Genomic DNA, 11811 nt, shown 5'->3' with positions numbered 1-11811 from the left:
CGTATATTGCGGGTCCATGATGTGGCGGAAACGGTAGATGTGGTGCGGATGATCGAAGCCGTGGAATCAGCCGAATAAGAATGATGGAGCACTTATGAGCAAGAAATATTTTGGTACCGACGGCATTCGTGGTCGCGTCGGTGAATACCCGATTACTCCTGACTTCATGCTCAAGCTCGGCTGGGCTGCCGGCATGGCGTTCCGCAAGATGGGCGCCTGCAAGGTGTTGGTCGGCAAGGACACGCGGATTTCCGGTTATATGTTCGAATCGGCGCTCGAGGCCGGTCTGACATCGGCGGGTGCCGATGTGATGCTGCTCGGGCCGATGCCGACGCCGGCGATTGCCTACCTGTCGCGCACGTTCCAGGCTGAGGCCGGCATCGTGATCAGTGCTTCGCACAACCCGCATGACGATAACGGCATCAAGTTCTTCTCCGGCAAAGGCACCAAGTTGCCCGATGAGCTGGAGCTGATGATCGAAGAGTTGCTCGATACGCCGATGACCGTGGTCGAGTCGAGCAAGATCGGCAAGGTGTCGCGCATCAATGACGCCTCTGGTCGCTACATCGAATTCTGTAAAAGCAGTGTGCCGACCGGCACCAGTTTTGCCGGCCTCAGGATTGTCATCGACTGTGCCCATGGTGCGACCTATAAGGTGGCGCCGAGCGTCTTTCGCGAGCTGGGCGCAGAAGTTGTCGTCTTGTCAGCGCAGCCGAACGGCCTGAACATCAATGAAAACTGCGGCTCGACCCATATGGGGCAGTTGCAGGCGGCAGTGATGGCTGAGCACGCCGATCTGGGGATTGCCTTCGATGGCGATGGTGACCGGGTGCTGATGGTTGATCACACGGGCGCCATTGTCGATGGTGACGAGTTGTTGTTCATCATCGCGCGTGACCTGCATGAGCGTGACAAATTGCAGGGCGGCGTAGTCGGCACTCTGATGAGTAACCTGGGGCTCGAGCTGGCGCTGGCGGATCTTTCGATTCCGTTTATTCGTGCCAACGTCGGTGATCGCTATGTGATCGCCGAGTTGCTGGAGCGTAACTGGTTGGTCGGCGGTGAAAACTCGGGGCATATCGTTTGCTTCAATCACACCACGACTGGCGACGCGATCATCGCTGCATTGCAGGTGTTGATGGCGCTCAAGACTCGAAACGAAGGACTGGCGCAAACCCGGCAGGCGTTGCGCAAGTGTCCTCAGGTGCTGATCAATGTGCGTTTTGGTGGCGGTGAAAGCCCGCTCGAGCATCCGGCTGTCAAGGAGGCCAGTGCGCGTGTTACCCAAGCGATGGCGGGTCGTGGTCGTGTGCTTTTGCGCAAGTCCGGGACAGAGCCTCTGGTGCGCGTGATGGTCGAAGGCGAGGACGAAACCCAGGTTCGAGGCTATGCAGAAGAACTGGCAAAACTGGTAAGTGAAGTTTCTGCCTGATTCGGCTTGCCAGCCATGATTGTGTTGGGTAACATCTGCGCCCACTTTGACCGACGAGGTACAGCATGCGTCGCCCTATGGTAGCTGGTAACTGGAAGATGCACGGTACCCGCGCCAGCGTCGCTGAGCTGATCAACGGCCTTCGTCATCTGGCCTTGCCAAGCGGTGTTGATGTCGCGGTATTCCCGCCTTGCTTGTATATCAATCAAGTGATTGATGGCTTGAAAGGCAAGTCGATTTCGGTCGGTGCGCAGAACTCTGCGGTGGAATCCATGCAAGGTGCATTGACGGGTGAGATTGCTCCCAGTCAGTTGGTGGATGCAGGTTGTTCCCTGGTGCTTGTCGGGCACTCCGAACGCCGCCAGATAATGGGCGAGCGAGACGGGATGCTGAATCGCAAGTTCGCAGCGGCACAGGCATGTGGCTTGATTCCGGTGTTGTGTATAGGGGAAACCCTTGAACAGCGCGAAGCCGGTAAAACTCTTGAGGTTGTCGGGCGTCAGCTGGGCAGTATCATCGAGGAGCTGGGTGTAGGTGCCTTTGCCAAGGCAGTCATTGCTTACGAGCCGGTCTGGGCTATTGGTACCGGACTGACTGCAACGCCGCAACAGGCGCAGGATGTGCATAAAGCCATTCGCGAGCAGTTGGCGGCAGAGAATTCTGAGGTCGCACGAGGTGTGCGGCTTCTATACGGCGGCAGCGTGAAGGCGGCCAATGCGGTCGAACTGTTCGGCATGCCGGATATCGATGGGGGGCTCATTGGTGGAGCTTCCCTGAATGCAGATGAGTTCGGTGCGATCTGTCGCGCCGCGGGAAACTGAAAAAATGCTGGAAACAGTCGTAGTCGTTTTTCATCTGCTGGGTGCATTGGGCGTAGTTGCTCTGGTTTTGCTGCAGCAGGGTAAAGGTGCGGATGCTGGCGCGTCTTTCGGAGCAGGTGCTTCAAATACTGTGTTCGGAAGCCAAGGTTCCTCTACCTTTCTTAGTAAGTTTACTGCTATACTTGCCGCCGGTTTCTTCATAACCAGCTTGGGGTTAGGTTACTTTGCTAAAGAGAAAGCTCATCAGCTGACTCAAGCAGGTCTCCCGGATCCAGCAGTGTTGGAAGTACCTAAGCAACAACAACCGGCTTCTGATGATGTCCCGGTGCTTCAAGAGCAAAAGTCGGCTACTCCAGCGACTGACGTACCTCCAGCTCAAGAGCAGAAGTAAGAAGGGTTTCAAACGTAGTTTTGCCGAGGTGGTGGAATTGGTAGACACGCAACCTTGAGGTGGTTGTGCCCATAGGGTGTAGGGGTTCGAGTCCCCTTCTCGGTACCAATTAGTCAGGAGAGCCCGCTGTTGCGGGCTTTCTTGCAGGTGGAAGGTTACATTGACCCTATAAGGGATCGGTCGTATACTTCTGCCCCAGCTTTGTCGCGGGGTGGAGCAGTCTGGTAGCTCGTCGGGCTCATAACCCGAAGGTCGTCGGTTCAAATCCGGCCCCCGCAACCAGTTTAAGGAGCCCCTTTTAAGGGGCTTTTTGTTAGCTGGACACTTTCAACGCCGCTATTCGACGGCGTTTCAAGGATGGGCGTTAAGCCCATTTTTTTATTTTGCAAAGCATGCACATATCATGCACTAGGGGGTTCAGGTGTCGAGCAAGCTAGAAGAGTTGCAGGCCTTGCTGGCCCCGGTGGTCGTGGCCCTGGGCTATGAATGCTGGGGGATCGAGTTTTCGGCTCAGGGTCGTCACTCGATGTTGCGCGTTTATATCGATAAAGAGGGCGGCGTGCTGGTGGACGATTGCGCCATTGTCAGCCGTCAGATCAGCGGTGTACTGGATGTTGAAGATCCAATCTCCGTTGAATACACCCTCGAAGTTTCCTCGCCTGGCATGGAGCGCCCGCTGTTCACTCTTGAGCAGTTTGCAAAATTTGCCGGTGAACAAGTGAAGATCAAGCTGCGCTCGCCTTTTGAAGGTCGACGCAACTTTCAGGGCCTTCTGCGCGGTGTAGAAGAACAGGACGTCGTGGTGCAGGTAGAAGACCATGAGTTCCTGTTGCCGATCGATATGATCGACAAGGCCAACATTATTCCCAGTTTTGACTGAGACGCGGATCCCGCGGATCCAATGGCTTGCGAAAGGCGAGGCGTACGATGAGCAAAGAAGTACTGCTGGTTGTTGAGTCGGTATCCAATGAAAAGGGCGTACCGGCAAGCGTAATTTTTGAAGCGCTGGAGCTGGCTCTGGCCACTGCTACCAAAAAGCGTTTTGAAGACGAAGTTGACCTGCGTGTGGAAATTAACCGCCACACCGGTTCTTACGAAACGTTCCGTCGCTGGACGGTCGTCGAAGAGAATGATCTCGATGATCCGGCCATCGAAACCTGGCCAAGCAAGGTTGCGGAAACGCATCCGGGCGCCAAGGTTGGCGATGTTGTCGAAGAAAAAATCGAATCCATCGAGTTCGGCCGCATTGCTGCACAGACTGCCAAGCAGGTCATCGTGCAGAAAGTGCGTGAAGCCGAGCGCGCTCAAGTGGTTGACGCCTATCGCGAGCGCCTGGGAGAAATCATCTCCGGCACCGTGAAGAAAGTCACCCGCGACAACGTGATCGTCGATCTGGGCAACAACGCTGAAGCGTTGCTGGCCCGTGAAGACATCATTTCTCGCGAAACTTTCCGTGTCGGCGTGCGCCTGCGTGCGCTGCTCAAGGAAATCCGCACTGAGAACCGCGGCCCGCAGTTGATCCTGTCGCGTACCGCGCCGGAAATGCTGATCGAGCTGTTCCGCATCGAAGTGCCGGAAATTGCCGAAGGCCTGATCGAAGTAATGGCTGCGTCCCGTGATCCGGGTTCGCGCGCCAAGATCGCCGTTCGCTCGAAGGACAAACGCATCGACCCGCAGGGCGCTTGCATCGGTATGCGCGGTTCGCGCGTCCAGGCAGTGTCAGGTGAGTTGGGCGGTGAGCGTGTTGATATCGTCCTGTGGGATGACAACCCGGCTCAGTTCGTGATCAACGCCATGTCCCCGGCTGAGGTTGCGGCAATTATCGTTGACGAAGATGCCCACGCCATGGACATCGCCGTTGGCGCAGACAATCTGGCTCAGGCCATCGGTCGTGGTGGTCAGAACGTGCGTCTGGCGAGCCAGTTGACTGGCTGGACCCTGAACGTGATGACCGAATCGGACATCCAGGCTAAGCAGCAAGCAGAAACCGGCGACATCCTGCGCAACTTCATCGACGAGCTGGAAGTCGACGAAGAACTGGCTCAGGTGCTGGTTGATGAAGGCTTCACCAGCCTGGAAGAGATTGCCTACGTACCGTTGGAAGAAATGCTCAACATCGACGGCTTTGACGAAGACATCGTCAACGAGCTTCGCGCTCGTGCCAAGGATCGTTTGTTGACCAAAGCCATCGCTACTGAGGAAAAGCTGGCAGACGCCCATCCGGCCGAAGACCTGCTCTCGCTTGAGGGTATGGACAAGGATTTGGCGATGGAACTGGCGGTGCGCGGCGTAATTACCCGCGAAGACCTGGCCGAGCAGTCTATTGACGACCTGCTCGACATCGACGGCATTGACGATGATCGTGCCGGCAAGTTGATCATGGCCGCCCGAGCCCACTGGTTCGAGTAATTAGGCGCGGCCTGAGGAGAGAAGTGCATGACGCAAGTCACGGTGAAACAACTGGCCGATGAGGTCAAAACACCGGTAGAGCGCCTGTTGCAGCAGATGCGTGAGGCAGGTCTGCCGCACACCGCCGCCGAAGAAAATGTGACTGACAGTGAGAAGCAGTCCCTGCTGACTCACTTGAAAAGCAGCCACAAGGCGAAAGTGGAAGAACCACGCAAGATCACGCTGCAGCGTAAAACCACCAGCACCCTGCGTGTGGCTGGTAGCAAAAGCATCAGCGTAGAAGTTCGCAAGAAGAAAGTTTTCGTACAGCGTAGCCCGGAAGAAATCGAAGCCGAGCGCAAGCGTGAACTGGATGAGCGTCGCGCAGTAGAAAATGCTGCCCGTCAAAAGGCTGAAGAAGAAGCCAAGCAGCGCGCCGAAGAAGAAGCGCGCCGCCAGCCTGCTGCTGCGCAGACCGCTACCAGCGACGCCGTTGCGGCGCCGGCCGCAGTTGCCGAACCTGTGCGTGAAAGCGCGCCGGTGGTTGCCGCTGCTCCAGCTCCGTCTGCTGAAGTTCGCAACAAGCAGAACGAACAGCGCCGTCCTGACAAGCCACGTGCCGACGACAACAATCGTCGCAGCGGTGGTGGTGATGGCGAGCGCAAAAACGCTCCGCATCGCGCATCGGTCAAAGAAAAAGCGCCGGCTCCACGTGTGGCGCCACGCACTACCGACGAAGAAAGCGATGGCTTCCGTCGCGGTGGTCGCGGCAAGGCCAAGCTGAAGAAGCGCAACGCCCACGGTTTTCAGAGCCCAACCGGCCCTGTCGTGCGTGATGTGCAGATCGGTGAGACCATCACTGTTGGCGATCTCGCCAATCAGATGTCGGTCAAGGCTGCTGAAATCATCAAGTTCATGTTCAAACTAGGTACTCCAGCGACCATCAACCAGGTGCTTGATCAGGAAACTGCTCAACTGGTAGCCGAAGAACTGGGCCACAAAGTGACCCTGGTCAGCGACACCGCCCTGGAAGACTCCCTGGCCGAGTCCCTGAAGTTTGAAGGCGAGTCGTTCTCCCGTGCTCCAGTCGTGACCGTAATGGGCCACGTTGACCACGGTAAAACTTCCCTGCTCGATTACATCCGTCGTGCCAAGGTAGCTGCTGGCGAAGCCGGTGGTATTACTCAGCACATCGGTGCGTACCACGTTGAGACTGATCGTGGCATGGTCACTTTCCTCGACACTCCGGGTCACGCGGCGTTTACCGCTATGCGTGCCCGTGGTGCCAAGGCGACCGACATCGTGATCCTGGTGGTTGCGGCGGACGACGGCGTGATGCCGCAAACCATCGAAGCAGTCCAGCATGCTCAGGCTGCCGGCGTGCCTCTGGTGGTTGCAGTGAACAAGATCGACAAGCCGGGCGCCGATCTCGATCGCATTCGCAGCGAACTGTCGGTTCACGGCGTGACTTCCGAAGACTGGGGTGGCGACACGCCTTTCGTTCCGGTTTCCGCGAAGATGGGTACTGGTGTGGACGAGCTGCTTGAAGCCGTCCTGCTGCAAGCTGAAGTGCTCGAACTGAAAGCGACTCCATCGGCTCCTGGCCGTGGTGTTGTGGTTGAATCGCGTCTCGACAAAGGTCGTGGTCCGGTGGCAACCGTTCTGGTTCAAGACGGTACCCTGCGCCAAGGCGACATGGTCCTGGTCGGTTCGAACTATGGCCGCGTGCGTGCCATGCTCGACGAGAACGGCAAGCCAATCAAGGAAGCCGGTCCTTCCATCCCTGTCGAGATTCTCGGCCTGGACGGTACCCCGGACGCTGGCGACGAGATGAGCGTGGTGGCTGACGAGAAGAAAGCCCGTGAAGTGGCTCTGTTCCGTCAAGGCAAGTTCCGCGAAGTCAAACTGGCTCGCGCTCACGCCGGCAAGCTGGAAAACATCTTCGAAAACATGGGTCAGGCCGAGAAGAAGACGCTCAACATCGTCCTCAAATCCGACGTCCGTGGTTCGCTGGAAGCGTTGAACGGTGCCTTGAATGGCCTGGGCAACGACGAAGTACAAGTGCGCGTAGTGGGTGGCGGTGTCGGTGGTATCACCGAATCCGACGCCAACCTGGCACTGGCTTCCAACGCTGTACTGTTCGGCTTCAACGTGCGTGCCGATGCTGGCGCACGGAAGATCGTCGAGCAGGAAGGTCTGGACATGCGTTACTACAACGTGATCTACGACATCATCGAAGACGTCAAGAAAGCTCTGACCGGTATGCTCGGCAGCGATGTTCGCGAGAACATCCTGGGCGTGGCCGAAGTGCGCGACGTGTTCCGTTCGCCGAAGTTTGGCGCGATCGCCGGTTGCATGGTGATCGAAGGTGTTGTGCACCGTAACCGTCCGATCCGTGTACTGCGTGAAGACATCGTTATCTTCGAAGGCGAGCTGGAATCCCTGCGCCGCTTCAAGGATGACGCTTCCGAAGTACGTGCCGGCATGGAATGCGGTATCGGCGTGAAGAGCTACAACGACGTCAAAGTCGGCGACAAGATCGAAGTCTTCGAGAAGGTTCAGGTTGCTCGCAGCCTCTAACTCGCGCACTTCAAGGGCCGCGCCGAGCCGCCGCATGCAGATGCGCGCCACGGCGTCAGGACTCTAAACGCAACGCCCGGTCTGGCATTTGTCAGGCCGGGCGTTTGCCGCTTTCAGACCTTGCGGGTTTCACCGTGGGGCAGTAACAGGTAACAAAATCATGGCAAAAGAATACAGCCGTACCCAACGTATCGGCGATCAGATGCAGCGCGAGCTGGCCCAACTGATCCGTCGCGAAGTCAAAGATCCGCGCGTCGGCCTGGTCACCATTACCGCTGTGGAAGTCAGCCGTGACGTCGGTCACGCGAAGATTTTCATCACCGTGATGGGTCAGGACAACGCCGAAGATATCGCGCAAAGCATCAAGGTGCTCAATGCCGCCGCAGGTTTCCTGCGCATGCAACTGGCCCGTGAGATGAAGCTGCGCAGTGTGCCGCAATTGCACTTCCACTACGACGAATCCGTTGTCCGTGGTGCGCACCTGTCGGCCCTGATCGAGCGCGCCGTGGCTGAAGACAATCAGCACGTCACCGCGCCTGCACCTGAAGACGCCAAGGAGTAATTCGGTGGCTCAGGTCAAACGTATCCGTCGTAACGTCAGCGGTATCATCCTGCTCGACAAGCCGTTGGGGTTCACCTCCAACGCCGCGTTGCAGAAGGTTCGCTGGCTGCTCAACGCCGAGAAGGCCGGTCACACCGGCAGCCTCGACCCGCTGGCCACTGGCGTGTTGCCGCTGTGTTTCGGTGAGGCCACCAAGTTCTCGCAGTACCTGCTCGATTCCGACAAGGGTTATGAAACCCTGGCGCAACTGGGCAAGACCACCACCACGGCAGACGCCGAGGGTGAGGTTTTGCAGGAGCGTCCGGTGACCGTTGGTCGCGCCGACGTCGAAGCGGTCCTGCCGAAATTTCGTGGTGAAATCAGTCAGATACCGCCGATGTACTCGGCACTCAAGCGTGATGGCCAGCCGCTGTACAAGCTGGCCCGTGCAGGCGAAGTAGTGGAGCGCGAACCGCGTTCTGTTACTATTGCGCGCTTGGAATTACTGGCCTTCGAAGGCGATACTGCGCGTCTTGCAGTGGATTGCAGCAAAGGCACCTATATTCGTACCCTGGTGGAGGATATCGGTGAGCAACTCGGTTGTGGTGCGTACGTCGCAGAATTGCGCCGTACCCAGGCCGGGCCTTTCACTTTGGCGCAAACCGTTACCCTCGAAGAGCTCGAAGCGGTACATGCCGAAGGCGGCAACGAAGCGGTCGATCGCTTCCTGATGCCATCGGACAGCGGCCTGCAGGATTGGCCGTTGCTGCACTTTTCGGAAGCGAGCGCGTTCTACTGGCTCAACGGCCAGCCGGTACGTGCCCCGGATGCTCCGAAGTTCGGCATGGTGCGGGTACAGGATCACAATGGTCGCTTCATCGGTATCGGTGAAGTGAGCGAAGACGGGCGCATCGCGCCACGTCGTTTGATTCGGTCAGAATGACCGGAAACCGGTGCGTATTACAGCGTGCCGGCGAGTGTGGCTGTTAACAGGCACGGTCACTACTCATTTATAGATACAGGGATTTGTCCCTGGCCTGTTGAAGCTGTTTCTCTGAAACAGTTTCCTGATAAAAGGATTGCCTCATGGCTCTCGACGTTCAAGAAAAAGCTCAAATCGTTGCTGACTACCAGCAAGCTGTTGGTGACACTGGTTCGCCAGAAGTGCAAGTTGCACTGCTGACCGCCAACATCAACAAACTGCAAGGTCACTTCAAGGCCAACGGTAAAGATCACCACTCCCGTCGTGGTCTGATCCGCATGGTAAACCAGCGTCGCAAGCTGCTGGACTACCTGAAAGGCAAGGACGTGAGCCGTTACAGCGCTCTGATCGCTCGCCTGGGTCTGCGTCGCTAATCAGCGATTGCGCTATGAGGTTGGTGGTCTGTGGGACGTCGGCGGTTTACCGCTGGCGCCTTGCAGGCTCCCAGCCTCAAGTTTTATCTGGATACACGTTTTACCCCGGACAAGCGTTGGGCCGATTCCCGACATTGCCCAAGAATTTCGCAAGAAACCAGTTCCCCCAAGAGCCACAAAGAAGGTAGGACACCGTGAACCCGGTAATCAAAAAATTCCAGTTCGGTCAGTCGACCGTTACCCTCGAGACTGGCCGCATCGCCCGTCAGGCCTCCGGCGCAGTATTGGTCACCGTTGACGACGACGTCAGCGTATTGGTGACCGTCGTCGGTGCCAAGCAAGCCGATCCGGGCAAGGGCTTCTTCCCTCTGTCCGTTCACTACCAGGAAAAAACTTACGCTGCCGGTAAGATCCCTGGCGGTTTCTTCAAGCGCGAAGGCCGTCCTTCCGAGAAAGAAACCCTGACTTCCCGACTGATCGACCGTCCGATCCGTCCGCTGTTCCCGGAAGGTTTCATGAACGAAGTGCAGGTTGTCTGCACCGTCGTTTCCACCAGCAAAAAGACCGATCCGGACATCGCTGCGATGATCGGTACTTCGGCTGCCCTGGCTATTTCGGGCATCCCGTTTGACGGCCCGATCGGCGCCGCTCGCGTCGCTTTCCACGAAAGCACCGGCTACCTGCTGAACCCGACTTACGAACAACAAGCCGCTTCGAGCCTGGACATGGTCGTTGCCGGTACCTCCGACGCCGTACTGATGGTTGAATCGGAAGCCAAAGAGCTGACCGAAGACCAGATGCTGGGCGCGGTACTGTTCGCTCACGACGAGTTCCAGGTGGTGATCAACGCCGTCAAGGAACTGGCCGCTGAAGCTGCCAAGCCAACCTGGACCTGGGCTCCGGCGCCAGAAGCCACCGAACTGCTGGGCGCTATCCGTGCCGAGTTCGGCGATGCGATCTCCCAGGCTTACACCATCACCGTCAAGGCTGACCGCTACGCACGTCTGGGCGAGCTGAAGGATCAGGTTGTTGCCAAGCTGTCCGGTGAAGAAGGCCAGCCTTCGGCTGCCGACGTCAAAGCCGCTTTCGGCGAAATCGAATACCGCACCGTTCGCGAAAACATCGTTAACGGCAAGCCACGTATCGACGGTCGCGACACCAAAACCGTACGTCCGCTGAACATCGAAGTCGGCGTTCTGCCGAAGACTCACGGTTCGGCGCTGTTCACCCGTGGTGAAACCCAGGCTCTGGTAGTCGCGACCCTGGGCACCGCCCGTGACGCACAGCTGCTGGACACCCTGGAAGGCGAGAAAAAAGACCCGTTCATGCTGCACTACAACTTCCCTCCGTTCTCGGTGGGCGAGTGTGGTCGCATGGGTGGCGCTGGTCGTCGTGAAATCGGTCACGGCCGTCTGGCCCGTCGTTCGGTTTCGGCCATGCTGCCAGCCGCTGACGTGTTCCCGTACACCATTCGTGTAGTGTCGGAAATCACCGAATCCAACGGTTCGAGCTCGATGGCTTCCGTTTGCGGCGCTTCCCTGGCCCTGATGGACGCTGGTGTGCCGATGAAGGCGCCGGTTGCCGGTATCGCCATGGGTCTGGTTAAAGAGGGCGAGAAGTTCGCCGTCCTGACCGACATCCTCGGTGACGAAGACCACCTGGGCGACATGGACTTCAAGGTAGCCGGTACCGCCAAAGGCGTCACCGCGCTGCAGATGGACATCAAGATCAAGGGCATCACCGAAGAGATCATGGAAATCGCTCTGGGCCAAGCCCTGGAAGCGCGCCTGAACATCCTCGGCCAGATGAACCAGATCATTGGCCAGTCGCGTACCGAACTGTCGGCCAACGCTCCGACCATGATCGCGATGAAAATCGACACCGACAAGATCCGTGACGTTATCGGTAAAGGTGGCGCGACCATCCGTGCGATCTGCGAAGAAACCAAGGCTTCGATCGACATCGAAGACGACGGTTCGATCAAGATCTTCGGCGAAACCAAAGAAGCCGCTGAAGCTGCTCGTCAGCGCGTTCTGGGCATCACCGCTGAAGCCGAGATCGGCAAGATCTACGTGGGTAAAGTTGAGCGCATCGTCGACTTCGGCGCATTCGTCAACATCCTGCCAGGCAAGGACGGTCTGGTGCACATCTCCATGCTGAGCGACGCTCGCGTAGAGAAAGTGACCGACATCCTGAAAGAAGGCCAGGAAGTGGAAGTGCTGGTACTGGACGTGGACAACCGCGGCCGTATCAAGCTGTCCATCAAAGACGTGGCAGCGGCCAAGGCATCGGGCGTGTAATC

General features: G+C 57.8%; 11 protein-coding genes and 2 tRNA genes. All 13 read left to right on the top strand.

Annotated features, from left to right (window positions below; translation table 11 throughout):
* Positions 1 to 78 (top strand): hypothetical protein (locus DBR24_RS33220; protein ID WP_256591729.1); only part of this gene is annotated, 78 nt, incomplete at its 5' end.
* 16 nt (positions 79 to 94) lie between these two features.
* A complete protein-coding gene (glmM, locus tag DBR24_RS21890; protein ID WP_123464540.1) occupies positions 95 to 1432 on the top strand; it encodes a phosphoglucosamine mutase in 1338 nt (445 codons plus the stop codon).
* Positions 1433 to 1497: 65 nt separating this feature from the next.
* The gene (gene tpiA, locus DBR24_RS21885; protein WP_016986498.1) at positions 1498 to 2253 is read left to right on the top strand and encodes a triose-phosphate isomerase; all 756 of its coding nucleotides are present in this window, start codon (positions 1498 to 1500) and stop codon (positions 2251 to 2253) included.
* A gap of 4 nt (positions 2254 to 2257) precedes the next feature.
* Positions 2258 to 2644 carry a preprotein translocase subunit SecG gene (gene secG, locus DBR24_RS21880; protein WP_027610782.1) on the top strand — a complete coding sequence of 129 codons (387 nt, stop codon included), beginning with the start codon at positions 2258 to 2260 and terminating at the stop codon, positions 2642 to 2644.
* Between the two features lie 22 nt (positions 2645 to 2666).
* Positions 2667 to 2752 (top strand) — tRNA-Leu (locus DBR24_RS21875).
* 97 nt (positions 2753 to 2849) lie between these two features.
* Positions 2850 to 2926, top strand: a tRNA-Met gene (locus tag DBR24_RS21870).
* Positions 2927 to 3065: 139 nt separating this feature from the next.
* Complete coding sequence (gene rimP, locus DBR24_RS21865) at positions 3066 to 3524, top strand: ribosome maturation factor RimP (protein ID WP_007973115.1); 459 nt, start codon at positions 3066 to 3068, stop codon at positions 3522 to 3524.
* Between the two features lie 47 nt (positions 3525 to 3571).
* Positions 3572 to 5053, top strand: a complete 1482-nt coding sequence (nusA, locus tag DBR24_RS21860; protein ID WP_003221546.1) for a transcription termination factor NusA — start codon at positions 3572 to 3574, stop codon at positions 5051 to 5053.
* 27 nt (positions 5054 to 5080) lie between these two features.
* The gene (infB, locus tag DBR24_RS21855; RefSeq protein ID WP_123451569.1) at positions 5081 to 7612 is read left to right on the top strand and encodes a translation initiation factor IF-2; all 2532 of its coding nucleotides are present in this window, start codon (positions 5081 to 5083) and stop codon (positions 7610 to 7612) included.
* A gap of 160 nt (positions 7613 to 7772) precedes the next feature.
* Complete coding sequence (rbfA, locus tag DBR24_RS21850; protein WP_128615783.1) at positions 7773 to 8174, top strand: 30S ribosome-binding factor RbfA; 402 nt, start codon at positions 7773 to 7775, stop codon at positions 8172 to 8174.
* A 4-nt stretch (positions 8175 to 8178) separates the two neighbouring features.
* Positions 8179 to 9096, top strand: coding sequence for a tRNA pseudouridine(55) synthase TruB (truB, locus tag DBR24_RS21845; protein WP_128615782.1), 918 nt, complete (start codon positions 8179 to 8181; stop codon positions 9094 to 9096).
* Between the two features lie 143 nt (positions 9097 to 9239).
* Entirely contained in the window at positions 9240 to 9509 is a 270-nt protein-coding gene (gene rpsO, locus DBR24_RS21840) for a 30S ribosomal protein S15 (RefSeq protein ID WP_011332409.1), read from the top strand.
* A 194-nt stretch (positions 9510 to 9703) separates the two neighbouring features.
* Complete coding sequence (pnp, locus tag DBR24_RS21835; RefSeq protein ID WP_123464544.1) at positions 9704 to 11809, top strand: polyribonucleotide nucleotidyltransferase; 2106 nt, start codon at positions 9704 to 9706, stop codon at positions 11807 to 11809.
* The last annotated feature ends 2 nt before the right edge of the window (positions 11810 to 11811 follow it).

It is taken from the genome of Pseudomonas sp. HMWF006, assembly GCF_003061205.1.
Taxonomy (GTDB): Bacteria; Pseudomonadota; Gammaproteobacteria; order Pseudomonadales; family Pseudomonadaceae; genus Aquipseudomonas; species Aquipseudomonas monsensis.
Note: the sequence above shows the minus strand (reverse complement) of the source record. Positions and strands in the feature narration are given on the sequence as shown.

Bases quoted from the DNA above. Each gene is read 5' to 3' on its own strand.
- glmM (WP_123464540.1), top strand. From the start codon at position 95: ATGAGCAAGAAATATTTTGGTACCGACGGCATTCGTGGTCGCGTCGGT.
- tpiA (WP_016986498.1), top strand. From the start codon at position 1,498: ATGCGTCGCCCTATGGTAGCTGGTAACTGGAAGATGCACGGTACCCGC.
- secG (WP_027610782.1), top strand. From the start codon at position 2,258: ATGCTGGAAACAGTCGTAGTCGTTTTTCATCTGCTGGGTGCATTGGGC.
- nusA (WP_003221546.1), top strand. From the start codon at position 3,572: ATGAGCAAAGAAGTACTGCTGGTTGTTGAGTCGGTATCCAATGAAAAG.
- infB (WP_123451569.1), top strand. From the start codon at position 5,081: ATGACGCAAGTCACGGTGAAACAACTGGCCGATGAGGTCAAAACACCG.
- rbfA (WP_128615783.1), top strand. From the start codon at position 7,773: ATGGCAAAAGAATACAGCCGTACCCAACGTATCGGCGATCAGATGCAG.
- rpsO (WP_011332409.1), top strand. From the start codon at position 9,240: ATGGCTCTCGACGTTCAAGAAAAAGCTCAAATCGTTGCTGACTACCAG.